The sequence below is a fragment of the Staphylococcus sp. AntiMn-1 genome, assembly GCF_001663395.1.
Taxonomy (GTDB): domain Bacteria; phylum Bacillota; class Bacilli; order Staphylococcales; family Staphylococcaceae; genus Staphylococcus; species Staphylococcus equorum.
The window spans coordinates 633,927-658,712 of record NZ_CP012968.1 but is presented as its reverse complement, the minus strand read 5'-3'; the positions used below and the strand labels follow the sequence as shown (position 1 = coordinate 658,712).

Annotated in this window: 24 protein-coding genes and 1 pseudogene; 19 read left to right on the top strand and 6 right to left on the bottom strand. The window is 32.0% G+C overall.

Annotated features, from left to right (window positions below; translation table 11 throughout):
* Window positions 1-166: 166 nt before the first annotated feature.
* From glpK to AOB58_RS14020, 3 genes and pseudogenes are all read left to right on the top strand, one after another.
* A complete protein-coding gene (gene glpK, locus AOB58_RS03290) occupies window positions 167-1,669 on the top strand; it encodes a glycerol kinase GlpK (protein ID WP_021338770.1) in 1,503 nt (500 codons plus the stop codon).
* 145 nt (window positions 1,670-1,814) lie between these two features.
* Complete coding sequence (locus tag AOB58_RS03285) at window positions 1,815-3,488, top strand: glycerol-3-phosphate dehydrogenase/oxidase (protein ID WP_002507804.1); 1,674 nt, start codon at window positions 1,815-1,817, stop codon at window positions 3,486-3,488.
* A gap of 222 nt (window positions 3,489-3,710) precedes the next feature.
* Window positions 3,711-4,604 (top strand): annotated as a pseudogene (locus AOB58_RS14020) (transposase).
* A gap of 98 nt (window positions 4,605-4,702) precedes the next feature.
* Here the strand turns inward: AOB58_RS14020 and AOB58_RS03275 are convergent.
* Entirely contained in the window at window positions 4,703-5,167 is a 465-nt protein-coding gene (locus AOB58_RS03275) for a MepB family protein (RefSeq protein WP_102134925.1), read from the bottom strand.
* Window positions 5,168-5,277: 110 nt separating this feature from the next.
* A complete protein-coding gene (locus AOB58_RS03270) occupies window positions 5,278-6,024 on the bottom strand; it encodes a sulfite exporter TauE/SafE family protein (protein ID WP_021338774.1) in 747 nt (248 codons plus the stop codon).
* A gap of 510 nt (window positions 6,025-6,534) precedes the next feature.
* Here AOB58_RS03270 and AOB58_RS03265 point away from each other — a divergent pair.
* Genes AOB58_RS03265 through hfq form a run of 3 tightly spaced genes read left to right on the top strand, consistent with a single transcriptional unit; the run spans window position 6,535 to window position 8,658 of the window.
* Window positions 6,535-7,473 carry an alpha/beta hydrolase gene (locus AOB58_RS03265; RefSeq protein ID WP_021338775.1) on the top strand — a complete coding sequence of 313 codons (939 nt, stop codon included), beginning with the start codon at window positions 6,535-6,537 and terminating at the stop codon, window positions 7,471-7,473.
* 17 nt (window positions 7,474-7,490) lie between these two features.
* On the top strand, window positions 7,491-8,468 hold the full coding sequence (miaA, locus tag AOB58_RS03260) for a tRNA (adenosine(37)-N6)-dimethylallyltransferase MiaA (protein WP_021338776.1): 978 nt from the start codon (window positions 7,491-7,493) through the stop codon (window positions 8,466-8,468).
* Entirely contained in the window at window positions 8,440-8,658 is a 219-nt protein-coding gene (gene hfq / locus AOB58_RS03255) for an RNA chaperone Hfq (protein ID WP_002507796.1), read from the top strand. Before miaA ends, hfq begins: the two co-directional genes overlap by 29 nt.
* Window positions 8,659-8,790: 132 nt before the next feature.
* On the opposite strand, the gene AOB58_RS03250 is transcribed toward hfq, so the two are convergent.
* Window positions 8,791-9,264: a glutathione peroxidase gene (locus AOB58_RS03250; RefSeq protein ID WP_064782953.1), complete on the bottom strand. Its 474-nt coding sequence runs from the start codon at window positions 9,262-9,264 to the stop codon at window positions 8,791-8,793.
* 95 nt (window positions 9,265-9,359) lie between these two features.
* Between AOB58_RS03250 and hflX the strand changes: the two genes are divergently transcribed.
* The 6 genes from hflX (at window position 9,360) to AOB58_RS03215 (ending at window position 15,296) form a co-directional block, all read left to right on the top strand.
* Window positions 9,360-10,595, top strand: coding sequence for a GTPase HflX (hflX, locus tag AOB58_RS03245; RefSeq protein WP_002507794.1), 1,236 nt, complete (start codon window positions 9,360-9,362; stop codon window positions 10,593-10,595).
* A gap of 16 nt (window positions 10,596-10,611) precedes the next feature.
* Window positions 10,612-11,850 carry a methionine gamma-lyase family protein gene (locus tag AOB58_RS03240; RefSeq protein WP_021338777.1) on the top strand — a complete coding sequence of 413 codons (1,239 nt, stop codon included), beginning with the start codon at window positions 10,612-10,614 and terminating at the stop codon, window positions 11,848-11,850.
* A 266-nt stretch (window positions 11,851-12,116) separates the two neighbouring features.
* Window positions 12,117-12,485 (top strand): MerR family transcriptional regulator, encoded by a 369-nt coding sequence (locus AOB58_RS03235; RefSeq protein WP_002507792.1) that lies wholly within the window; start codon window positions 12,117-12,119, stop codon window positions 12,483-12,485.
* Window positions 12,486-12,506: 21 nt separating this feature from the next.
* Window positions 12,507-13,847, top strand: a complete 1,341-nt coding sequence (gene glnA / locus AOB58_RS03230) for a type I glutamate--ammonia ligase (RefSeq protein ID WP_064782952.1) — start codon at window positions 12,507-12,509, stop codon at window positions 13,845-13,847.
* Between the two features lie 410 nt (window positions 13,848-14,257).
* Window positions 14,258-14,677, top strand: a complete 420-nt coding sequence (locus AOB58_RS03220) for a VOC family protein (protein ID WP_064782950.1) — start codon at window positions 14,258-14,260, stop codon at window positions 14,675-14,677.
* Window positions 14,678-15,098: 421 nt separating this feature from the next.
* Entirely contained in the window at window positions 15,099-15,296 is a 198-nt protein-coding gene (locus tag AOB58_RS03215; protein WP_021338779.1) for a hypothetical protein, read from the top strand.
* Between the two features lie 230 nt (window positions 15,297-15,526).
* Here the strand turns inward: AOB58_RS03215 and AOB58_RS03210 are convergent, their stop codons facing one another.
* Window positions 15,527-15,718 carry a hypothetical protein gene (locus tag AOB58_RS03210; RefSeq protein WP_002507787.1) on the bottom strand — a complete coding sequence of 64 codons (192 nt, stop codon included), beginning with the start codon at window positions 15,716-15,718 and terminating at the stop codon, window positions 15,527-15,529.
* Window positions 15,719-15,928: 210 nt separating this feature from the next.
* On the opposite strand from AOB58_RS03210, the gene nucI reads away from it, so the two are divergent.
* Complete coding sequence (nucI, locus tag AOB58_RS03205; RefSeq protein WP_046465290.1) at window positions 15,929-16,459, top strand: thermonuclease NucI; 531 nt, start codon at window positions 15,929-15,931, stop codon at window positions 16,457-16,459.
* Between the two features lie 171 nt (window positions 16,460-16,630).
* On the opposite strand, the gene AOB58_RS03200 is transcribed toward nucI, so the two are convergent.
* Window positions 16,631-17,494: a hypothetical protein gene (locus tag AOB58_RS03200; RefSeq protein ID WP_021338781.1), complete on the bottom strand. Its 864-nt coding sequence runs from the start codon at window positions 17,492-17,494 to the stop codon at window positions 16,631-16,633.
* A gap of 263 nt (window positions 17,495-17,757) precedes the next feature.
* Between AOB58_RS03200 and AOB58_RS03195 the strand changes: the two genes are divergently transcribed.
* Both AOB58_RS03195 and AOB58_RS03190 read left to right on the top strand, forming a co-directional pair.
* The gene (locus AOB58_RS03195; RefSeq protein ID WP_021338782.1) at window positions 17,758-18,213 is read left to right on the top strand and encodes a sugar phosphate isomerase family; all 456 of its coding nucleotides are present in this window, start codon (window positions 17,758-17,760) and stop codon (window positions 18,211-18,213) included.
* Between the two features lie 111 nt (window positions 18,214-18,324).
* Window positions 18,325-18,918, top strand: coding sequence for a hypothetical protein (locus tag AOB58_RS03190; protein WP_002507783.1), 594 nt, complete (start codon window positions 18,325-18,327; stop codon window positions 18,916-18,918).
* Between the two features lie 89 nt (window positions 18,919-19,007).
* On the opposite strand, the gene AOB58_RS03185 is transcribed toward AOB58_RS03190, so the two are convergent.
* Entirely contained in the window at window positions 19,008-20,375 is a 1,368-nt protein-coding gene (locus tag AOB58_RS03185; protein ID WP_021338784.1) for an aspartate kinase, read from the bottom strand.
* A 190-nt stretch (window positions 20,376-20,565) separates the two neighbouring features.
* Here AOB58_RS03185 and AOB58_RS03180 point away from each other — a divergent pair, with 190 nt between their 5' ends.
* From AOB58_RS03180 to AOB58_RS03165, 4 genes are read left to right on the top strand one after another with little or no spacing between them, the layout of a single operon-like run.
* Window positions 20,566-21,846, top strand: a complete 1,281-nt coding sequence (locus tag AOB58_RS03180; RefSeq protein ID WP_002512325.1) for a homoserine dehydrogenase — start codon at window positions 20,566-20,568, stop codon at window positions 21,844-21,846.
* Between the two features lie 5 nt (window positions 21,847-21,851).
* On the top strand, window positions 21,852-22,913 hold the full coding sequence (thrC, locus tag AOB58_RS03175; RefSeq protein ID WP_021338785.1) for a threonine synthase: 1,062 nt from the start codon (window positions 21,852-21,854) through the stop codon (window positions 22,911-22,913).
* A 1-nt stretch (window position 22,914) separates the two neighbouring features.
* Window positions 22,915-23,835 carry a homoserine kinase gene (thrB, locus tag AOB58_RS03170; RefSeq protein ID WP_021338786.1) on the top strand — a complete coding sequence of 307 codons (921 nt, stop codon included), beginning with the start codon at window positions 22,915-22,917 and terminating at the stop codon, window positions 23,833-23,835.
* A 44-nt stretch (window positions 23,836-23,879) separates the two neighbouring features.
* Window positions 23,880-24,686 (top strand): Cof-type HAD-IIB family hydrolase, encoded by an 807-nt coding sequence (locus tag AOB58_RS03165; protein ID WP_064782949.1) that lies wholly within the window; start codon window positions 23,880-23,882, stop codon window positions 24,684-24,686.
* Window positions 24,687-24,786: the final 100 nt, after the last annotated feature.

Here is a 24,786-nt window from a genome sequence, read left to right as displayed (position 1 = left end):
TTTATACGTTAAAATATAAACAGGTCTTATATTATAAAAAATAAATAATATGAATATGTTTGTTGGATTATTAAAATAGAATGTATATAAATATGTTGTTGGGAATTATTCATTTTACATACATTATTGTCCATCCTACAAACATAATATAAGGGAGATTATCATTATGAAAAAATATATTTTGTCAATTGACCAAGGTACAACAAGTTCAAGAGCAATTCTTTTTGATCAAGATGGAAAAATCCAAGGTGTAGCACAACGTGAATTCAAACAATATTTTCCTAAATCAGGTTGGGTAGAGCATGATGCAAATGAAATTTGGACATCTGTTTTAGCAGTTATTGCTGAAGTGTTAAATGAAGAGAATATTGGCGCAGATCAAATCGCGAGTATCGGTATTACAAATCAACGTGAAACAGCAGTAGTATGGGATAAACATACGTCTCGCCCAGTATATCATGCAATTGTATGGCAATCTCGTCAAACACAAAGTATTTGTCAGAACTTAAAAGACCAAGGCTTAGAAAGTAAATTCCGTGAAAAAACAGGTCTTTTATTAGATCCTTATTTTGCAGGTACAAAAGTAAAATGGATACTTGATAATGTAGAAGGTACTAGAGAAAAAGCTGAAAATGGCGATTTATTATTCGGAACAATAGATTCATGGTTAGTATGGAAATTATCAGGTGGAAAAGCACATATCACAGATTATACAAATGCAAGTCGTACATTAATTTACAATATTCATGATTTGGAATGGGATCAAGAATTATTAGATATTTTAGAAATTCCAAATTCAATGCTCCCTGAAGTAAAATCTTCAAGTGAGGTTTATGCTAATACTGTAGATTATCATTTCTTCGGTAAAGAAGTGCCGATTTCTGGTATCGCTGGTGACCAACAAGCAGCATTATTCGGTCAAGCATGTTTCGAACGTGGTGATGCGAAAAACACTTATGGTACTGGTGGATTTATGTTAATGAATACAGGAGAAGAGGCAGTTACTTCTAAAAGTGGTTTATTAACGACTATTGCATATGGTATTGATGGTAAAGTCAACTATGCACTTGAAGGATCTATCTTTGTTTCAGGCTCTGCAATTCAATGGTTAAGAGATGGATTAAGAATGATTAATTCAGCACCACAATCAGAAAATTATGCAGAACGTGTTGAATCAACAGAAGGTGTTTATGTTGTGCCAGCATTTGTTGGTCTTGGTACACCGTACTGGGATGCAGAAGCACGAGGTGCTATTTTCGGACTTACACGCGGTACTGAAAAAGAACATTTCATCCGAGCTACTTTAGAATCATTATGTTATCAAACACGTGACGTATTAGAAGCTATGGAAAAAGATTCAGGTATCAAAGTAAATAATTTACGTGTTGATGGTGGCGCAGTTAAAAATAATTTCATCATGCAATTCCAATCTGATATCTTAAATGTTGGTGTTGAACGTCCAGAAATTAGTGAAACAACAGCATTAGGTGCAGCATACTTAGCTGGACTTGCAGTTGGATTCTGGGATAGTAAAGATGAAATTGCTAACCGTTGGAAGTTAGATAAGCAATTCAATCCAGATATGGTAGAACAAGAAAGAGAAAAACATTACAAAGGCTGGAAGAAAGCTGTAGAAGCTACTCAAGTCTTTAAATTAGACGATGAGTAAAAAAATTAGACTTAAAAGTGTTATCTATGCTACAATACGGGTAAGTTAATAATATCGAGATGAGAAATGAGAGATTCAATTCGTACAATTATATATGTATGGGATGAGTCTCTCTTTTTTAATACTTTAGGAGGCGCTGGATTTTATGAGTTTATCAACTTTAAAAAGAGAACAGATTAAGAAAGAATTGAAAAATGACGCTTATGACGTTGTGATTATCGGTGGCGGAATTACCGGAGCTGGGATTGCTTTAGATGCTAGTAACAGAGGTATGAAAGTCGCTTTAGTAGAGATGCAAGACTTTGCACAAGGTACAAGCTCACGTTCTACTAAATTAGTACATGGTGGCTTACGTTATTTAAAACAATTACAAGTAGGCGTGGTTGCAGAAACTGGTCGCGAACGTGCGATTGTTTATGAAAATGGTCCACATGTAACGACACCAGAACGTATGCTGTTACCATTGCATAAAGGCGGATCTATGGGTAAATTCACTACATCGATTGGTTTAGGCGTTTATGATAGATTAGCAGGTGTTAAAAAAGCTGAACGTAAAACAATGTTAAATGCAAAAGAAACACTTGCAAAAGAACCACTTGTTAAGAAAGCTGGTCTTAAAGCTGGTGGCTCTTATGTTGAATACCGTACAGATGATGCACGATTAACTATTGAAGTAATGAAACGTGCTGAAGAAAAAGGCGCTACTATCATTAACCATACAAAATCTGTTCATTTCACATATGACTCAAATGAAACAGTTAATGGTATTCAAGTAGAAGACCAAATTAGCAATGAAACTTACCCAATTAAAGCTAAAAAAGTTATCAATGCAAGTGGTCCATGGGTAGATGAAGTACGTAGTGGCGATTATGCACGTAATAATAAAGAATTACGTTTAACAAAAGGTGTTCATGTTGTAATTGATCAATCTAAATTCCCACTAGGTCAAGCTGTATACTTTGATACAGAAAACGATGGCCGTATGATTTTTGCTATTCCACGTGAAGGTAAAGCATATGTTGGTACTACAGATACATTTTATGACAATGTTAAGACATCACCGTTAGTTAACCAAGAAGATAGAGATTATTTAATTGAAGCAATTAACTATATGTTCCCTGATGTTAATGTATCTGATGAAGATATCGAATCATCATGGGCTGGTGTAAGACCACTTATTTTAGAAGAAGGTAAAGATCCTTCAGAAATTTCTCGTAAAGACGAAGTTTGGGAAGGTAAATCTGGTTTATTAACAATTGCAGGTGGTAAATTAACTGGTTACCGTCATATGGCAGTAGAGATTGTTGATTTATTAGCAAAACGCTTAAAATCAGAATATAAACTTACTTTTGATAAAGCGGCAACAAAACACTTAACAATCTCTGGTGGCGATGTAGGCGGCAGTAAAAACTTTGATAAATATATTGAACAAAAAGTTGAAGATGCAAAAGCTTATCAAATCGACGAAGCGACTGCACGTCACTTTGTATCTAAATATGGTTCAAACGCTGAAGAGTTATTCAAAATTGCACAAACTGCGCAATATCAAGAAACTGGTTTACCGTTAGATATCTACACAGAATTAATTTATTCAATTCAAAATGAAATGGTTCACCGTCCAACTGATTTCTTTATCCGTCGTACAGGTAAATTATATTTCAAAATTGATGATGTATTAAATTATAAAGAACAAGTAATCGATGTAATGGCTGAATTATTAGGCTATACAAACATTCAAAAAGAATTATATACAAAAGAATTAGAAACTGCGATTAAAGAAGCACAAACAGGTAATAACCAACCAGCAGTTAAAGCGTAAATATTAAAACTGGCGACAAGGTCTTAGGACTTTGTCGCCAGTTTCAGAGTGTCGACAAAGTCTCCGACTTTGTTGGCACTTTTTTGTGCACGCTTTCCGCGGGCACAGCCTCAGCCTATAGTCTTCGGCTAGTGCTTTTCCCGCAGGAGTCGGCACAAATTACTGCCATTTTTAAACAAAAATAATATAATATATTTAAATTAAACAATGGTGGTGTTTGTAATGTTGAATAAATCAACTGATAAAAGAGATCAATATGAAATGATTTCAATATCGGAATTAGTTTCTAGTAATCACTTATTACGTAGAGTAGATAATATATTGGATTTAAATTTCATTTATGAACTTGTCGAAGACAAATATTGTCTTGATAATGAAAGACCATCAATTGACCTTGTAATTTTAGTGAAGATATTATTTATTCAAAGATTAATTGGAATAAAATCAATGAGACAAAAGATAAAAGAAATAGAAACGAACGTAGCTTGCCGTTGGTATTTAGGTTATAGCTTTTTAGATAAAGTACCTCATTTCGGTACATTTAGTAAAAACTATACACGTCGTTTTCATGATACAGATTTATTTGAACAAATATTTGAAAGAATTCTTAAAATCGCAATAAAAAATAATTTAATAGATCATTCATCTTTATTCATTAATTCAACCCACATAAAAGCAAACGCAAATAAAAATAAATATATAACTGAATTAGTGAAAAAAGAAAGATTCTCTTCATTTCCAAGAAGAATTAGATAATGAAATTAATGAACAAAGATTATCTCAAGGAAAAAAGCCTATAAAAAAGAAAAAGAAGGAGGAATACAAAAGTAAAAAAAGTAAGTACGCCTGATCCGGACTCTGGTTACTATGATAATTATATTTGTCCTAACGATGAAACATTAATATTTAAACGAACAATGCCAATAGGTCACAGACTGTATGTATCCAATCCTAACAATTGAAAGAAGATTTGGAGATGCAAAAGAGCAGCATGGTATGAGATGGACACGATATAGAGGTATCAAAAAAGTTTCCATGGATACCACGCTGATTAGTGTTGCCATGAATCTTAAGAAAATGGTAATGTGGCTTATAAAAGGGCCAGAAATGGTCTGAAAGACCACTTTTTGTTTTTAAAATTAAGTTATATTTATAAAAAAATAAACTAAATGCCTTTAGAGCAAATGGTTTGTCTATCTCAATATATCTTCGTGTTACTTTATCTCATAATATGTACAGATATCTTTTTCATTGAGGGTGGTAGATAAATCTAAAAAGTAAGGGCTTTGCCACTTTTGTGTTTTTAGTGCAGTCTTATTCAAATTGGATTCCCAATGCGGATAAACACGCATTGCCATTTTTCCTTTGTGTTTAGTAGATGTTATTATGCCGTTTGCTAACAAGATATCTTTCGGGAAAATAAATTGTCCTGTACGGGCACCATCAATAATATTAATAACCAAGTAATCTTTAGAATTCTCGCAATTAAAAGGGATATTTTTAGCTATTTCATTTTTTTGCCACATTGCAACGAAATAACCAGTTTTTTTAGGTGTCTTCTTAGCTAAACGACTTTTAAAAGTGTGATGAGTTAAGCTAAAATTAAAACCTTCATACTCACGATTCCATTTTTCAATTTCAAAATTAACTGGGGAAAAGTCATTTACCATTTCATCCATTTTATTTATTAACTTTTTAGAAGCATATTCTTCAAACATAATAATAAACCAACCTTTGCTAAATTATATTTGTATTTTTGTTTTCAGAAGCAAATTATACAAAAAGCCAATTACTGTGTTGAGAGCATTAATATACCTAAGATAACTATAAAAATATAAATCCATTTTTCAAAATGATTATGGTGTGTCTTTTTCGATAAATACTTACCTAATAAAACTGCAACAATCAATATAGGTAAAGTAGCTAAGAATAATCGAATAGTTTGGCTCGTCCATATACCGCCTAATAATTGACCCATGACAACAAAGATAGCTGTTAATAGAAAATGAGCTTGAATTGTACTTTTAAAGTCTTTAATATGCCATTGACTTAGCGTTCCGAAAATAACGATTGGTACACCGTGTGAATTATAAACACTGCCTAATACACCAGAAACAAGTCCTGCCAAACCTTCCCATAGAGAAGATTTTAGTTTGATTTTAGAATGGTGGGTGAGAAAAACGGTTTTGATAAAAGCATAAATACCATAAAGAATTAGAAAAATAGCTAATAGTAATTGGATTTTCCCAGTATCAAAATGATGGAGTATCCATATGCCTACAGGTATGCCGATTAAACTACCTGACATCATGACTGCCAAAGTTCTATATTTAATATACTTCATTTCAGAAAAAATATTAAATAAAGCTACAGTTAGACCAGCGATACCAACTAAAGATATTGCTGTTTTTATGTCTAAACCTATTAAAGCTAATAAAGGCATGCTTATTAAAGCTTCTCCAAAGCCAAAGTATGTACGTACTAAAGCACCTAAGAATATAGCTAATAAAATAAAAATAAAAATTGTTATATCCATTAGATGCCCTCCTCGATGAATTGTTGTCTGTGTTACATTTTATGTTGAGTACAAATAACTCGATACTTATTACTTACTGATTCAAAATGTAGCTAAACCAATTGCTATAAGAGCATTTGATATTAAAAAATATTTTTCTTTGAGACAAACTGTGTTCATTAATTGCTTTATTTAATAATTAATTAGAAATGAAGAAAAAGGTTTGTATGCATTTGTCTCCATATAGTTTAACCAATAAACTATCAACAAAGTTATTGATATAGTCGACAACCTGACTTAATACTTGATATTGAGTATAACATTTTTAAAATAGAATTATATTAGTGTTTCGAATAATAATTACGTTTTTATTAAGTAAAACACTTGCTTGAGTTTTTATAAAATCAATGTTTTTTAATATATCGTTGTCTAGTGGTTAACGTTTTGCATTCTATTTGATAACATTGAATTTTGAGGGTATATTGTATAGTATAAGAAGTTTGAAATGATGCATGATTTGGGGGCTATCACATGAGTCAAAAGGAATTTAAGATTACTGTTGAAGATGGCACAATGTTAGAAGTGAAATTAGATAAAGCCAAGCATGAAACAATTGGTGTTGTACATTTGCTTCATGGTATGGCAGAACATATGGGAAGATATGATGAACTTGTTGAATCGTTTAATCAACAAGGATATGATGTATTACGCCATAACCATAGAGGTCATGGGAAAGAAATAAAGGAAAAAGAACGTGGACATATAGATGATATATCGCAAGTTGCGGATGATACATATGAAATTGCGCAGACAATGTGTACACACTACACGAACATCCCATACATTATGATAGGTCATTCTATGGGTTCTATTATAGCCCGTATATTTGCTCAAAAATATCCTGATGCAGCGCAAGGTTTAATTCTTAGTGGCACAGCCCAATATCCAAAGTATTTAGGTCTACCTATTGCTGTGTTAATGAAAATCATTACTTTAATATTAGGAAAACGACGTCGATTGAAGTGGGTTAATCGATTAATGTATAAATCATTTAATAAAGATATTAAAAATCAAAAAACTTCAAGCGATTGGTTATCTAGCGATGCTCGAGAAGTTGCTAAATTTATCAAAGATCCAAATACTGGTTTTTTAGTTTCCAATCAACTCATATACCAAATAATAAAACACGCGTTAGGCACAAGCCGTGTAAAAAACATCGAAAAAATGAACACAGAACTTCCTGTATTGCTCATATCGGGAAAAGATGATCCGTTAGGTGGCAAAGGTAAAGGTATTAGAAAACTAGGGAAATTATATAAACGCTGCGGCGTGAAACATGTAACCGTCCATTTATACAAAAATAAACGCCATGAAGTTTTATTCGATACGGATTCTGATATTACATGGAATAACATGTATGAATGGATTGAAAAGCAAATTTTAAAAAAGATAAATAACAATAGTAAATAAAGAGAGTTGATATACACGTGCATAACGATAAACCTTTTTTAATCGTACTTGTAGGTCCGACTGCTGTAGGAAAGACAGAATTCAGCATTGAATTAGCGAAAAAATTTAATGGTGAAATTATCAGTGGCGATTCAATGCAAGTATATAAACATATGGATATAGGTACAGCAAAGATAACGTCAGATGAAATGTCAGGTGTGCCACATCATATGGTAGATATATTAGAGCCAGATGAAACGTTTTCTGCGTTTGATTTTAAAAATAGAGCGCAGCAATTAATAACTGAGATTACTGATAGAGGATGTGTGCCTATAATTGCTGGAGGCACGGGCTTATATATCCAGTCTTTGATACACGATTATGCGTTTGAAGATGAAACAATCACAGACGAAGAAAGTGAAGTAGTAGACAAAAAGTTAGCAGAATTAGATCAGCTATCAAATGCAGCGTTACATCAGTATTTATCATCATTTGATAGTGAGTCTGCAGAAGATATTCATCCCAATAATAGAAAAAGAGTGCGCAGAGCAATTCAATATTATTTAAAAACAAAAAAACTTTTAAGTTCTCGAAAGAAAGTTCAACAATATACAGAAAATTATGATACATTATTATTAGGGATAGAAATGTCGCGTGACATATTATATCAAAGGATAAATAAACGCGTAGATATAATGTTGGAACGTGGTTTACTTGATGAAGTGAAACAACTCGTAGATGCGGGATATGAATCATGTCAAAGTATGCAGGCTATAGGCTATAAAGAAATGTTGCCTGTAGTGAAGTGCGGTACAAATAAAAATGACGCAATAGATAAATTAAAGCAACATTCTCGAAACTATGCAAAGCGACAGATGACTTGGTTCAAAAATAAGCTAGACGTAGTATGGTTAGATAAAGAGAAAATGTCACTTTCATCGATGTTAGATGAAGTTTCAGTCCAAATAAAGAAAAGGAGTATAGAACATGAAGACAACAGAAAACATCCAAGATAAATTCCTAGGACAATTTAAGACTGATCAAACAAAAGTGATTGTGTTTTTAATGAATGGTTTTCAAATGAAAGGTGTTATTGAGGATTATGATAAGTATGTAGTATGCTTATTATCTCAAGGTAAACAGCATTTTATTTATAAACATGCTATTAGTACTTTCACTATTGATGATGCACCTCAAACATCATAATTAGAAAATATATAATTAAAAGTTAAAAACTAAATGAGCTACACTAGATTAATTGATATCTAGTGTAGCTTATATTTGTTTATAGATATTGTAATGCTTAATATTGTTTCAGAAAATCATAGAATTTTCAAATTATAATAATGCTTCAATTTCTGATTCGATTTGATTAGGTTTTTTCTGTGGAGAAAAGCGTTTTACAACTTTACCATCTTTATCTACTAGGAATTTAGTGAAGTTCCATTTGATTTTTTCATTGAAGACACCATTTTGTTCTTTAGTTAAAAATTCAAATAGTGGGTGTTGATTTTCACCTTTGACATCAACTTTTTCATGCATTGGGAAGGTAACACCGTAGTTAATTTTACAGTTTTGTGTAGCTTCTTCACCAGTGCCAGGCTCTTGACCTCCAAATTGATTACAAGGGAAACCTAATACTATAAAATTTTGAACTTTATATTTATCATATAAACTTTGAAGTCCTTCGAACTGTGGTGTAAAACCACATTCACTAGCCGTGTTAACAATTAACATGGGTTGTCCTTGGTACGTATCTAATTTGTACGATTCTCCATTTGGTTTCTGAACTTCTATGTCATATATAGTCATTTTAATTCACCTCTTATAAGTAATCTAACATAATTTGGCGCTGTAGTCTTTATATATACACTATGATAGAATAGCTAAGAAAAGAGGTGCATGTTATGACCCAACAACAAACTTATAATACAAAAAAAGAATTAGAAACAGCTATTTTAGTTGGAGTACATGCTCAAAATGATGACGAATTTGATTTTGAGTCGACAATGGAAGAATTAGCATCATTGTCAGAAACGTGTCAACTAAACGTTCAAGAACAGTTTACTCAAAACAGAACACATTTTGATAGAAAATATTATGTTGGTAAAGGGAAATTAGAAGATATTCGAGCGTATATTGAATATCATGATATCGATGTCGTTGTTGCTAATGATGAATTAACAACAGCACAATCAAAAGCGCTAAATGGAAATTTAAATGTGAAAATTATCGACAGAACGCAATTAATATTAGAGATTTTTGCATTAAGAGCAAGTAGTAAAGATGGTAAATTACAAGTTGAATTAGCGCAACTTGATTATTTAATGCCTAGATTGCAAGGACATGGACGTAGTTTGTCACGTTTAGGTGGCGGTATTGGGACAAGAGGCCCTGGTGAAACGAAACTAGAAATGGACCGTCGTCATATTAGAACGAGAATGAACGAAATTAAGCACCAATTAGAAACAGTGGTTGAACATCGTGAACGTTATCGTAATAAACGTGAACAGAACCATGTTTTCCAAGTTGCACTCATAGGTTATACGAACGCAGGTAAATCATCTTGGTTTAACATGCTTGCCAATGAAACAACATATGAAAAGAATTTATTATTCGCAACACTTGATCCTAAAACACGACAAATCCAGATAAATGATGGGTTTAACTTAATTATTTCTGATACAGTTGGTTTTATTCAAAAGCTACCAACGACATTAATTGCAGCTTTTAAATCAACGCTTGAAGAAGCAAAAAATGCGGATCTATTATTACATGTCGTTGATAGTAGTCATCCTGAGTATAGAGCACAATATGATACTGTGAATGGAATTGTTGCAGATTTAGATATGGCACAAATTCCGCAAGCAATTATATTTAATAAAAAAGATTTGCATGAAGGTGCGACGCCGACAACGAATAAGCCATCGGTATTTGTTTCTAGTCGGGATGAAACAGATATAGACAAAGTAAAACAATTACTATTTGATCAAGTCAAAAAAATACTCACATATTATGAAGAAACCATCCCAAGTGCGAATGCGGATAGATTATACTTTCTTAAACAGCATACACTTGTGTCAGAATTAATATTTAATGAAGATGATGCAACTTACGAAATTAAAGGATATAAAAAAGAATAGAAGGAAGTAATGATTAATGGAAGATATGAAACAGCTGATTGCTAATACAGAAGAAACATTAGCACCATATTTTAGAAACATTGAGGCAACAGCATATGTTAATCAGGAAAAAGTATTAGATGCATTTCATGCGGTAAGAGCAACTGAAAATGATTTACAAGGCACTACTGGTTATGGCTATGATGATTTTGGTAGAGACCATTTAGAAGAAATTTATGCCCATGTTTTTAAAGCAGAAGATGCTATTGTCAGACCACAAATTATTTCAGGTACTCACGCAATAACGATTGCTTTACAAAGCACATTAAAGTATGGTGATGAGCTGTTATATATAACAGGAAATCCTTATGATACTTTATTAGAGGTTATTGGCATAAATGGAAATGGTATTGAAAGTTTGAAAGAATATGGCGTGAGTTATAATAAAGTTGATTTAAAAGAAGATGATATAGATATAGAAGAAGTAATGAATCAAATCAAACCACAAACTAAAGTTATTGCAATTCAACGTTCTAAAGGGTATGACCAACGACCATCTCTTAATTTAGAAGTAATTGAGAGTGCAATTCAAACAATAAAAGCACAGTATCCAGACGTGATTATTTTTGTAGATAATTGTTATGGTGAATTCGTTGAAACGCATGAACCAATAGAATGTGGTGCGGATTTAATTGCTGGATCATTAATTAAAAATCCAGGTGGTGGTTTAGCTAAAATTGGTGGTTATATTGCTGGCAAAGAATCCTTGGTTGCGAGATGTGGATACCGTTTAACTGCACCTGGTATAGGTAAAGAAGCGGGCGCTTCTCTTAACTCATTACAAGAAATGTACCAAGGCTTTTTCTTAGCACCTCATGTTGTTAGCCAAAGTTTAAAAGGTGCATTATTTACAAGTCTTTTATTAGAAAAAATGAACATGCGTACAAAACCAAGATACGATGTTCCTAGAACCGATCTTATACAAACGGTTGAATTCGATACTAAAGAGCAAATGATTCAATTTTGCCAAAGTATTCAACAAGCTTCACCGATCAATGCGCACTTTAAGCCAGAACCTGCTTCTATGCCAGGCTATGAAGATGATGTTATTATGGCTGCTGGTACATTTATCCAGGGTTCGTCTATTGAATTATCAGCTGATGGTCCAATTCGCCCCCCTTATGAAGCCTATGTACAAGGTGGCTTAACCTACGAACATGTGAAATTGGCAGTAACAAGAGCTGCAGCAAATCTTAAATCACAGCAACTGATATAAAAAGAAGTTGAAATCCATGTATTCTATCAAACACACATTTTGAAGTAATATACTTGTTAATGATGTGAATTTTGATAAAATATATGGATTTTTTTTGAACAAATTAAAGGAATTTTCTAAAAATTAATATGATTCACGAGTATTGATAAGACGTACGCTAGTGATACCAAGGGTTCAAAGGATATGTAAGGAAACCTTACATATTTTTGAAATTATTGAAAAATTGTGCTAAATTTAGAACAAGTTCAAAAATAGAGGTGAGGGAATTGAAGTCAAACGATACATTAAGACGCAATATGCCTGTATTCTCTATCAGTGTTGTAACTAAATTGAGCGAATTAACCGCAAGGCAAATTCGCTACTATGAAACACATGAACTGATTAAACCACAACGTTCAGAAGGCAATAAGAGGCTCTTTTCATTAAATGATTTGGAACGACTTTTAGAAATTAAAAAACTGATTGAAAAAGGATTTAATATCAAGGGTATTAAGCAAATTCTTAATGAAGAGCAAAGTCATCTTTCTGATGATGAACAAGAAACAAGAAAACAAATGATAGTTGAAGCTACCCAGAAACCACAGCGAGAAGCAATACCGATAAATCGTGGTGACTTATCACGTTTTATCAAATAATATTAACGGGGGACATTTACAATGCAAAAACGTACATTTACTAAAGAAGATATTCATAAGTTTGCTAAAGAAGAAAACGTAAGATATTTACGCTTACAATTTACTGATATTTTAGGCGTAATTAAAAACGTAGAAGTACCAGTTAGCCAACTAGAAAAAGTATTAGATAATGAAATGATGTTTGATGGTTCTTCAATTGAAGGTTTTGTTCGAATTGAAGAGTCAGATATGTATTTATACCCAGATTTAGATACATGGGTTATCTTCCCATGGACGGCAGGACAAGGAAAAGTTGCACGACTGATCTGTGATGTTTATAAAACAGATAATACACCATTTGAAGGTGACCCACGTTCAAACTTAAAACGTGTCTTAGAAAATATGAGAGAATTAGGATTCACAGATTTGAATTTAGGGCCTGAGCCAGAATTCTTCTTATTTAAATTAGATGAAAAAGGTGAACCAACATTAGAATTAAATGATAATGGTGGATACTTTGACCTTGCACCAACAGATTTAGGTGAAAATTGTCGTCGTGATATTGTATTAGAACTTGAGGACATGGGCTTTGATATTGAAGCGAGTCACCATGAAGTCGCACCAGGTCAACACGAAATAGATTTTAAATATGCAGATGCAATTACAGCTTGTGATAACATTCAAACATTTAAACTTGTTGTAAAAACAATTGCACGTCAACATAATCTACATGCGACGTTCATGCCGAAACCTTTATTCGGTGTTAATGGTAGTGGAATGCACTTTAACATGTCATTATTCAAAGGCAAAGAGAACGCATTCTATGATCCAGATGGCGATATGCAAATGACGAAAGATGCTTATCATTTCATAGCAGGTACTTTAAAAAACGCACGTGGTTTCACAGCTGTATGTAATCCTTTAGTAAACTCATACAAACGTTTAGTTCCAGGTTACGAAGCACCATGTTATATCGCTTGGAGTGGTAAAAACCGTTCACCATTAATCCGTGTACCAACTTCTCGTGGATTATCTACACGTGTTGAAGTACGTTCAGTAGATCCAGCTGCCAATCCATATTTAGCATTAGCAGCACTTTTAGAAGCAGGTTTAGATGGTATTAAAAATAAACTAGAAGTACCAGAACCAGTTAACCAAAACATTTATGAAATGAATCGTGAAGAACGTGAAGCTGTTGGTATCGAAGATTTACCTTCAACTTTATACACTGCTGTAAAAGCAATGAAAAATAACGCACCAATTAAAGAAGCTTTAGGCAATCATATTTATAATCAATTTATTAACTCTAAATCAATTGAGTGGGATTATTATAGAACACAAGTTTCTGAATGGGAAAGAGAACAATACCTTAAAGAATACTAGGTGCTAAGCAAGAGGGATAATATTAGTAATATCAACAACTCGGGTCATTCTGAATGAATGATTTCGGGTTGTTTTTTGTATGAAAAAGGCGCAAAAATATCTATAATTTAAATATCCTACCAAATAAATTAAGGAGAGATTATGCGCCTATGAATCATTTTATATCAAACACACTTGGAATTGAAGACCCAAATATTATCTTTGAAAATAAGATTGAAGAAATTGAACATAAAGGACAAATATGTAAGTACTTTTATTCAAAAGTTTCATATACTAATGATTGTTATGAAAGTTGTGGTCCACTTAATGCTCGTTTTTGGTACTTTTATCGTTAACTTTTGTTTATCTAGGGTATTGTTAAAATATATTAAGGTGAAAATTGTGTGAATAGATGAAGAGGAGACTAAAAGATGGAGTTAAGTCCTTATTTGCAATTAAATGGAAATGCTAGAGAAGCAATTGAGTTTTATGAAAATACTTTTGGAGCTAAGAATTTAGGGATTATGACATATGGGGATCTTCCAGAGGACCCAGGTTTTTCACTTCCTGAAAATACAAAAGATTTAATTTCTCACTCAGCGTTGGAAATAGAGAATTCGAAAATTATGATTGTAGATACGTTCCCAGGTTATCCGTCTCAAGAGGGTAATGTAGTTATAATCTGTATTACTTTAAATAATAAAAATAAAGCAAGCCAAATTTTTGAAACTTTAGGAAAAGAAGGTCAAATTGAAATGCCATTATCTGAAACAAGTTTTAGTCCGGCATTTGGAGTAGTTAAAGATAAATTTGGGGTAAGATTTCAAATTTATACCGAAGTGAACGAATGATTTTTGTGAATTTAAAAGAATATTCTATGCTAAATTATTTTTATTAAAAAACAGGTTCAAATCGCTCAATCTATTGAGTGATTTGAACCTGTTTGTTTGTTGAGATAATATAATTGTAATGATACGACTATATTAACCGAATATCGCGTGCACGAAAGGTAATAAATATAATGTTAATAAAGTAAGACATATTCCAAAGTATATAATAAATGCACGCGCTTCTTTTGATTTGAAGAAAATAATCACCCCAATCATTATAAACTGAAACTTAATTTTAAGATAAAAAGATTATAAGAGTCAACAAAGAGCATTTAAATCCACGTTAATATTTGATGCTATTGTATTATTAATTGTATGTATGATGTATAAGTAGTAATATGTAACTAATAAATATTATTTATCTTGATAAGGGGATGGTTAGATGAACAAGATTAAACTAAGTACATTGAGAGCGGCATCATTAAAAGAATTAGAGAGTAGTATTAATGCATTTTTAGAAGATGATGAAGTTGCAGGTTATCAGTTACTAAATGCTACAGTGCGAGAAGTTGAGGAACGCACATACTCATCGAATGAAGAAGAGTTTAATGCTATACTGACATTCGTAAAAAATGATTAAAATAAAAAGTCGTGTATGAAGTTATAAAACTTTTTACACGACTTTTTTATTTAGTGAAATCAACGTATAGAGTAATGAAACTAATTAAAAAGCTTTAAAAGGAATTAATTCAACTATAATATAATTATGTAAACTAAAAAACACGTTTCATCCTTTCTCATCCTATGGTTAATACGTATTCAAATGATACATAAAAAAACTGCCTGCATTTTGATATGCGGCAGTAAAGATTATTTCTTTTTATATTTCGTTACGATTGTTTGGATAACAAAAACAATGAACCCAATAAGGATACCTAAACAAACCGCTACGACTGCTGATACCATTAATGGTAATTGAAATTGATTTTGTAATATGAGCCCCACAATCACTGCAATAATCACTGCGATGATTGTAATCATATTCTCTTTAAATATACTCAATTTGTTCACTCCTATCTAATGTATTATAGCACGAGTTTATCAGTGATATGAAATAAAATATTATTATTCGTCATTATATTTACGTTGGATATTATAACAGAATTTTGTCATTTGAATTAAAGTATAAAATATTGTGGACTACGCTAACTTGACGACTTAATTGATTTTCTATATGATAATTTGGACAATTCAAAAGAAGTAGGTGCAACTGTGAAATCGACTAAAAAAATGACAATATTAGTTGTTAGTATGATTGTGTTAGGTGTACTTGCGTTTCAATTTATAAATGAAACAGGGCCTTTTCAAAATAATGGATCAAAATCAGAATCTGGACCTAAAGAAACTGAAGAAGTGCACATTGAACGTGTTGTTGATGGTGATACTTTGGTTGCCAAAAATGACAATAATAAAGAACTGAAGGTTAGACTTATCGGAGTGGATACACCAGAAACAGTTAAACCTGATACACCAGTTCAACCATATGGTAAAGAAGCTTCAGATTATTCTAAAGCACAATTAACGAACAAAGACGTTTTTTTGGAATATGATGAAGAGCAAGAAGATCAATATGGAAGAACATTAGCTTATTTATGGTTAGATAAGGATACAATGTTTAATGAAGAGTTAATAAAAAAAGGTTTGGCTAAAGAAAAATACTATGCACCTAATGGTAAATACAGAGATATATTTGAAAAAGCTGAACAACAAGCAAAAAATAACAATGAGAATATTTGGAGTTAAAGTAATTAACTGAACATTTTTGTACAAGGTATGCACATAAATGCTAAAAGAAATCATGTGACTTTGTGCACAAAATAAAAGGTAGCTTCCCATTTTAGGAAGCTACCTTTTATTTTTGCTACTATTCTTTCTAGTAATATCGATTTTGAAATGACATTTGTTGTAATTCGATTAATGCATATGATTTACTAATTTATTATATTGTTCTTCAGTTAATGATTCGTTAGAAGATGCTAGTGTTTCACCAATGACTTCTTTTAAAGATGATTTTGAAGAGACGGTTTCTGCGTAATTTCCTCTAATTGCTGGTCCATCTATGATATTCACACTACCATCTGTAAAATAAACAAGGCCTATACTCTTGATTTGACGTTTGAGATGTTCATTTATTTTATCTTCTAATACTTTGGCATTTTGCGAAGATTGTTCATATGGATCATAATTATAAAATTCAAAAATTACTGAATTATTTTTGATACGTTCTATAAATGTATAATTTGTTTTTCGCTTTGTTTGAAATTGTGAATGGTATTGATTCGCAATGTAGCGACCGACAGTTTGATTTACAGTGTCGTCATTATTAGATAAAGTTTCTAAGTTAGAGTCAGCATTAAAATGGTAGAACGTTTTTTGTTTCCAATTTTTAACATTAATGTTGAAGAGCCCTTTATCAGTTATGATGATATAATCGAATGTTCTTGCATATTCAAATAACGGATGTTTTACCGCAAGATTACTCGTAGCAATAATGTCATAAAACTTAATCTGAGCATCTGTTTTGTATTGTGATAAAATTTCATTTAAAACTTGTTTAGCTTTTCTTAATCCATGATGATATGTATCGTTATTTGCGTCAATATCTAACATCTGATTTTTTAAATGTGTGTTTTCACTCGTAACCATACTGATTTTATTAACTAATTGATTCTTAGAATATATTTCAGTATCAAGCTTATGTTTCATAAGGTGATGATTTATAAATACAATAATAATTAATAGAACAATTATTATGAGTAAAATAGAAATTAAAAACATGTGTACCATCCTAATCTTAATTTAATTTTTAACAAGGTTTATTTTACGCCTTTCTTTAAAGTAGTACAAATTGTATTTATTAAATTGTTATAAAAATACAATAAAATAATTATTAATAATGATTGTAATGATTGTTACGATTAATTCTATAATAAAAGTTAACAAAACGAACGTTTGAACAATGATTTATAGTTTTATTTATGACCATAAATAGATATAATAAATTATGCGCAATATAAATAGTGTAGATGGAGGACGACAATTTGAGTGCAATTAAAAGTTATCTCGAACAAATTACTGAGAAAATCAATGAAAATGAAATTATTGCATTTGATAATCATCCTGCTGCTTATAAAATAATTGATCAATTATTTTATAATGGAATTAAAATCTCAGTGATTAGTTATTCTACGGATATTATTAAATATGTAGCTAAATATACAAACTTTAACATTATATTATCAAATGGCGTGGTAAGTAGTGAATATCATATTATAGTAGGCACAGATGTTGCTCAAACATTTTCAAAATATCGTATTAGTCGGTATTTTGCTGCAATGCCTTATATGGCAGATAATTCATTGTATCAGACTATACCTGAAGTAGCTGAAATTCAAATTGCACTAAAACAAAGTGCTGATCAGTTTTTGGTTATAAATAGACCTGAATTTCTAAATACCAGATTAGCACATGATTTTATACATATAGGAGACTTTTAAAATTAAATGTGTTTTATTTCACATTTTCATGTTTTATACATTGAAAAACGCTTCTACAAATTATATAATGAATATTATTGGAAACGCTTACTTTGAATAGGAGGTGCTCATTTGCCAGATACTAAAAATAAAAATATTAAACAAATTGTAGAGACGTTAAACGAAAATGTAGCTAGTTTATTTAAATATAATGGTGAAGTTGCTAAACAATTATTTTTGCATGATGAATTTAATTTAAATGGAAAAGTAGATATCAGTGTTGAAAGGAAATTTTTAGGGGAAGTTTTAAAATATATACCAAAAACATTTAAATCTGTGCTTTATGATGGCACATCCTCAACGTCAGATTTCACGAAAATTGATTTTCCTAAAGTGACACATGCCAATATCTTTGATAATGAAGAAATCATCATGACGATTATTGTTTATGATGTAGAAGATGAAGATTGGATGTTTAGATGGAATCATAATATCAGGATGCCTGAGAAACATATTTATTTCCATTCAATCAAATGGGATGTAGATTATGTTAAACCAGAGATTGTCTTGATGTATGAATTGTTAGATCCTATCGATTATCATCAAATTCCTAATTACAGGAGCGTTATTGATTCATTAAGTTATTATCAATTTGTTATTTTACGCTTAGTTGTAGGAGATGAACGTATTAACCAAGCATTAATTTCAGAAAAGAAAGCAATATAAAATCCTTCAAATTAGAATGTCAGTCTTTTAACTTAAGAACCATTTGATTTGAAGGATTTTTATTATCTAATATTTATGAATAAAACATGTTAAATCTTTAAACATTGACCATTATAGCAGTATTCATATGTTGATTTAACCGCTTTTTCTGCATCTGATACATCTATTCCGAACATGATAGATATTTCCGAAGCACCTTGGTTCATCATTTTTAAATTTATATTAGCCTCAGCAAGCGCATGCGTTATTGTATTGGCTGTGCCGATAATTCTATGCATGCCTTCTCCTACAATCATGAGTACAGCTAAATCGTGCTCTACACTCAACTCATCAACATCACAACGTTCGCGAATATCGTTCAAGACTTGTTCTTCTCGATGTTGAATTTCTTTTGAACGCATAATGATACTGATACTGTCTATACCTGAAGGCATATGATCGAATGAAATCTCATAATCTTCAAGTACACCTAATATTTTACGTGTAAAACCTACTTGTCTATTCATTAAATATTTTTTGATGTTCAGTACTGTAAAATCTTTGTCACAACTTATACCACTGATAACATTATTAGAGTTGATTTCTCTATCATGACGAATATATGTCCCTATATCATTGGGTCTGTTCGTATTTTTAATAACGACAGGAATTCTATCTTTATGCAATGGTTGCAATGCTTCATCATGGAAGACACCAAAGCCAGCGTATGAAAGTTCACGCATTTCTCTATAAGTAATTTCATCAATCACTTCAGGATCTTTTACAATAGAAGGATTGGCTCTAAAAATACCAGATACATCTGTGAAGTTTTCATATATATCTGCTCTAACGCCTCTAGCGACAATTGCTCCAGTAATATCAGATCCGCCACGAGGAAATGTAACGATGTAATTTTGTCTTGAAAGACCAAAGAAACCTGGGATGATTAATTTTTCATCATATTCTCTTAATTTATATAACGCTTCATAAGATTGATCTAAGATTTGGGCATTTTGAGGTAAATCTGTAACAGTTATGCCAGCATCTCCGGGCGAAATATAACGGGTAGGAATACCTTGGCTGTTATTATACTCAGCGATCAATTGAGCATTAAAATTTTCTCCACAAGATAATAATGCATCTAACAAACGAGAAGGTTTGTCTTTTAATGTAGCAATGTAAGACTCTAGAGTTTGATCAATCGTAGATAGTAATGTATCACTCATATGTAATTCATGAATAATATCGGCATAACGCTGAATGATTTCTTCTTTTTTAGAAATATAGTCTAAATGATCGATTACTTTTTCGTATAGACGAATTAATAAGTCAGTTGTTTTCACATCTTCTTTATGTCGTTTACCTGGTGCAGAAACAATAGTGATCTTTCTATCTTCATCCGAATTGATAATATTTAATACTTTTTTAATTTGTTCTGCGTTGGAAACAGAACTTCCTCCAAATTTTGAAACTTTCATAGTGACATACAACCTTTCTAAAAAATCAGAAAATTTTGTTTAGTTTTTATCACGAGAGTGATAGGATAGATATACGATTTAGATTTTCAAGCTTTACAAAAATAATGAATGAATTTATACTATACCATATTCAAGTATTTTTCAACTGTACAATTGTATTTTTTAGAAGAACAATCGGAGGAATGAATTTATGAAGGAATTAAATGTAGCCCTGCTCGGTTTAGGTACTGTAGGTTCAGGTGTAGTAAAAATTATTGAAGAGAATAGAGAACAAATTAAAGAAACAATGAACAAAGATATTAATATTAGACATATCTTGGTACGCGACAAGAGTCGTTCAAGACCTATAAATGTTTCGAAGTATCATTTGACGGAAGATATTGATGAAATATTAAAGGATGATTCAATTGATATCGTCGTAGAAGTCATGGGTGGTATTGAACCAACAGTAGATTGGTTGAAAAGTGCTTTAAGCGAGAAAAAACATGTTATTACAGCAAATAAGGATTTATTGGCAGTTCACTTGAATGTATTAGAAGAATTAGCGCAAAAAAATGATGTAGCTTTAAAATATGAAGCTAGTGTTGCAGGTGGTATACCAATCGTCAATGCGATAAATAACGGTTTGAATGCAAATAATATCAGTAAATTCATGGGTATTTTAAATGGAACATCAAACTTTATTTTAAGTAAAATGACTCAAGAAGAAACATCATTTAAAGATGCTTTAGATGAAGCACAAAGATTAGGTTTTGCAGAAGCAGACCCTACTGATGATGTGGAAGGTATCGATGCAGCAAGAAAAGTAGTAATTACGTCTTATTTATCATTTAATCAAGTTATCAATTTAGCTGATGTAGATAGACATGGTATTAGTGACGTTGAACTTTCAGATATTAAAGTAGCCGATGAATTAGGCTATAAAATCAAATTAATTGGTAAAGGTACATATGAAAATAGCCAAGTACAAGCTTCTGTTGCGCCAACACTAATTAATAAAGCACATCAATTAGCTTCAGTTGAAGATGAATTCAATGCAATTTATGTTATTGGTGATGCTGTCGGTGAAACGATGTTCTATGGTAAAGGTGCGGGTAGTTTAGCTACAGGTAGTGCTGTAGTAAGTGACTTATTAAATGTCACATTAAATTTCGAAACGAATTTGCATACATTACCACCACACTTTGAATTGAAAACTGCAGAAACAAAAGAAATGATGGATGACGATGATACAATTTCTCTTAAAGATAAAGAAAGTTATTACTTAGTAGTCCAAACAGATGGTGAAGAAATAAACAAAGTTGAAACTCAAATTAAAAGTAAATTACCTTTCCATAAATCATTATCAGTATCAGAGCGCGATGCACATACTGTAGGTATAGTCATTGTGGGTATTGATGAAGCACCAGAGACCTCTATTACAGAGTCAGGTTATATTGTTAAGAAAATTTATCCAGTAGAAGGGGTTTAATATTTATGAAAAGATGGCAAGGATTAGTTGAAGAATTTAAAACATATTTACCAGTAAATGAAGAGACACCACAGTTAACATTAAACGAAGGTCATACTCCATTAATATACTGTGAGAACATGTCAGAGATGCTTGGTATTGAATTACATGTGAAGTATGAAGGTGCAAACCCAACAGGTTCGTTTAAAGATAGAGGCATGGTTATGGCTATGGCTAAAGCAAAAGAAGAAGGCAAAAAGATAGTGATTTGTGCCTCTACAGGTAATACATCAGCATCAGCTGCAGCATACGCTGCACGTGCTGGTTTAAAAGCAATCGTAGTAATACCTGAAGGGAAAATTGCTTTAGGCAAATTATCTCAAGCAGTTATGTATGGTGCTGAAATTGTTTCAATAGAAGGCAATTTCGATGAAGCTTTAGAGATTGTTCAGGAAGTTGCTGAAAACGGTGAAATTGCACTTGTAAATTCAGTGAATCCATACCGTATTGAAGGTCAAAAAACAGGTGCCTTTGAAGTAATTCAACAATTAGACGGTGTTGCACCTGATATTCTATCTATACCAGTAGGTAATGCTGGAAATATTTCAGCTTATTGGAAAGGTTTTAAAGAATATCACGACAAACATGATACGCAATTACCTAACATGTATGGATTTCAAGCTGAAGGTGCTTCACCAATTGTACAAAATAAAGTAGTAAAGGATCCTGATACAGTTGCAACAGCAATTAGAATAGGAAACCCTGCAAGTTGGGATAAAGCGACAAATGCATTGAATGAATCTAATGGATTAGTCGACAGTGTGACTGATGAAGAAATCTTAGAAGCATATCAACTTATGGCACGAAAAGAAGGCGTCTTTAGTGAACCTGCAAGTAATGCTTCAATCGCGGGATTAATTAAACTACACCGTTCTGGAAAATTACCAAAAGATAAAAAAGTAGTGGCCATATTAACAGGTAATGGCTTAAAAGATCCTGATACTGCAATTTCTTTATTAGATAACCCTATTAAACCTTTACCAAATGATAGAAAGAGTATTCTAGACTACATCAAAGGAGCACTATAGCATGAGCGATAGGTTATATTTAAAAATTCCGGCATCTACTGCAAATTTAGGTGTCGGTTTTGATTCTATAGGAATGGCTTTAAATAAATTTTTATATTTAGATGTGAAAGTAAGTGAAAGTAATGTTTGGACATTTAACCATATTGGGCCCAATGTTGAAGGATTACCAACTGATAACAGTCACTATATTTATCAAGTTGCTCAAAAGGTTGCGCGTAAATATAACGTTATGTTACCCAACCTAGAGATAGAAATGAGAAGTGAAATTCCATTGGCGAGAGGATTAGGCTCTTCAGCGTCTGCTTTGGTTGGTGCGCTTTATATTGCTAATTATTTTGGTGACATAGAGCTGTCTAAGTATGAATTGCTGCAACTTGCTACAGAATTTGAAGGACATCCTGATAACGTAGCACCGACGATATATGGTGGTTTAGTACTCGGATATTATAATCCAGATACAAAAGTTACAGATGTGTCTTATATTGATACACCTAAGGTAGATATCATTATCACAATTCCGTCGTATGAATTGAAGACAACTGACTCAAGAAATGCATTACCTGATACTTTTTCACACAAAAAGGCGGTTCAAAACAGTGCAATAAGTAATACGATGATTAGTGCACTCATACAGCACAATTATGAACTCGCTGGCAAGATGATGGAGCAAGATGGCTTCCATGAACCATATAGACAGCATTTAATACCTGAATTCCAATCGATTAAAGCGATTGCTAAACAATACCAAGCTTATGCGACAGTAATAAGTGGTGCAGGGCCTACGGTATTAAATTTAATCGCACCTGAACGAAGTGGGGAGCTAGTAAGGGAATTGAAGCATGAATTTGAAAATTGCCGATCTGAACTTGTTACAATCAACGAATCTGGTGTAGAATCTAAAGTATTGTACCAACATCTTTAATTTGGTGTAGTATAGATTGAAGATGTTGAAAGGAGATAGGCAACATGAGTAAATATAAAGTTATAGTAATGGATATGGACGATACTTTGATGAATGCTGAAAATAAAGTCAGCCCTGAAACAGAATCTTATTTAATTGAGATACAAAAACAAGGGTATAAAGTTATTTTAGCTTCAGGTCGTCCAACTGAAGGTATGCTACCCACTGCGAAATTATTAGAGTTAGATCAACATAATAGTTATGTGATTAGTTATAATGGTGGTCAAACAATCAATGTTCGTGATGAAGCGGTTGAAGTGAGCCGTGCAATAACAAAAGAAAATTTTGATTTAATTGTAGATTTTTGTAGAAAACATGAGTTGTTTGTATTAACTTATCAAGATGGTCACATCATTTATGAAGGTGAACACGAATATATGAACATTGAATCAGAACTTACTGGTTTACCAATGAAACATGTAGATGATATGAAGGCGTATATTCAAACAGATGTGCCTAAGATTATGGGTGTAGATTATGTTTCTAAGGTTTCAGCTATTAACACTGAATTAGATGGTAGTTTCAATGAAGCTGTTGATGTTACAACGAGCAAACCTTATTTTTTAGAATTCATGACTAAAGACGTCTCTAAAGGAAATGCAATTATTGCTCTATGTGAGAAATTGGATATAGATATAGCGCAAGTTATCGCATTTGGTGATAGTTCTAACGATATATCAATGCTTGAAGTTGTAGGCTATGCAGTAGCCATGGACAATGCAAATGATGCTGTGAAAGCTGTAGCTGATGAAATTACTTTAAGTAATATTGATAATGGTATTCCACACACTTTACAAAAAATAATAAAATAGAAATAGGCTTGGATTTAAGTCCAGTTTATATTCGTGATATTTAAAAATCACCAATTCATCGGCATATTAAGCCGTTGAATTGGTGATTTGTTTTATGAAT

Excerpts from the sequence above, each read along its gene's own strand:
- glpK (WP_021338770.1), top strand. The coding sequence starts at position 167 with ATGAAAAAATATATTTTGTCAATTGACCAAGGTACAACAAGTTCAAGA.
- AOB58_RS03285 (WP_002507804.1), top strand. The coding sequence starts at position 1,815 with ATGAGTTTATCAACTTTAAAAAGAGAACAGATTAAGAAAGAATTGAAA.
- AOB58_RS03275 (WP_102134925.1), bottom strand. The coding sequence starts at position 5,167 with ATGGATGAAATGGTAAATGACTTTTCCCCAGTTAATTTTGAAATTGAA.
- AOB58_RS03270 (WP_021338774.1), bottom strand. The coding sequence starts at position 6,024 with ATGGATATAACAATTTTTATTTTTATTTTATTAGCTATATTCTTAGGT.
- AOB58_RS03265 (WP_021338775.1), top strand. The coding sequence starts at position 6,535 with ATGAGTCAAAAGGAATTTAAGATTACTGTTGAAGATGGCACAATGTTA.
- hfq (WP_002507796.1), top strand. The coding sequence starts at position 8,440 with ATGAAGACAACAGAAAACATCCAAGATAAATTCCTAGGACAATTTAAG.
- AOB58_RS03250 (WP_064782953.1), bottom strand. The coding sequence starts at position 9,264 with ATGACTATATATGACATAGAAGTTCAGAAACCAAATGGAGAATCGTAC.
- hflX (WP_002507794.1), top strand. The coding sequence starts at position 9,360 with ATGACCCAACAACAAACTTATAATACAAAAAAAGAATTAGAAACAGCT.
- AOB58_RS03240 (WP_021338777.1), top strand. The coding sequence starts at position 10,612 with ATGGAAGATATGAAACAGCTGATTGCTAATACAGAAGAAACATTAGCA.
- glnA (WP_064782952.1), top strand. The coding sequence starts at position 12,507 with ATGCAAAAACGTACATTTACTAAAGAAGATATTCATAAGTTTGCTAAA.
- AOB58_RS03220 (WP_064782950.1), top strand. The coding sequence starts at position 14,258 with ATGGAGTTAAGTCCTTATTTGCAATTAAATGGAAATGCTAGAGAAGCA.
- AOB58_RS03215 (WP_021338779.1), top strand. The coding sequence starts at position 15,099 with ATGAACAAGATTAAACTAAGTACATTGAGAGCGGCATCATTAAAAGAA.
- AOB58_RS03200 (WP_021338781.1), bottom strand. The coding sequence starts at position 17,494 with ATGTTTTTAATTTCTATTTTACTCATAATAATTGTTCTATTAATTATT.
- AOB58_RS03185 (WP_021338784.1), bottom strand. The coding sequence starts at position 20,375 with ATGAAAGTTTCAAAATTTGGAGGAAGTTCTGTTTCCAACGCAGAACAA.
- AOB58_RS03180 (WP_002512325.1), top strand. The coding sequence starts at position 20,566 with ATGAAGGAATTAAATGTAGCCCTGCTCGGTTTAGGTACTGTAGGTTCA.
- thrC (WP_021338785.1), top strand. The coding sequence starts at position 21,852 with ATGAAAAGATGGCAAGGATTAGTTGAAGAATTTAAAACATATTTACCA.
- thrB (WP_021338786.1), top strand. The coding sequence starts at position 22,915 with ATGAGCGATAGGTTATATTTAAAAATTCCGGCATCTACTGCAAATTTA.
- AOB58_RS03165 (WP_064782949.1), top strand. The coding sequence starts at position 23,880 with ATGAGTAAATATAAAGTTATAGTAATGGATATGGACGATACTTTGATG.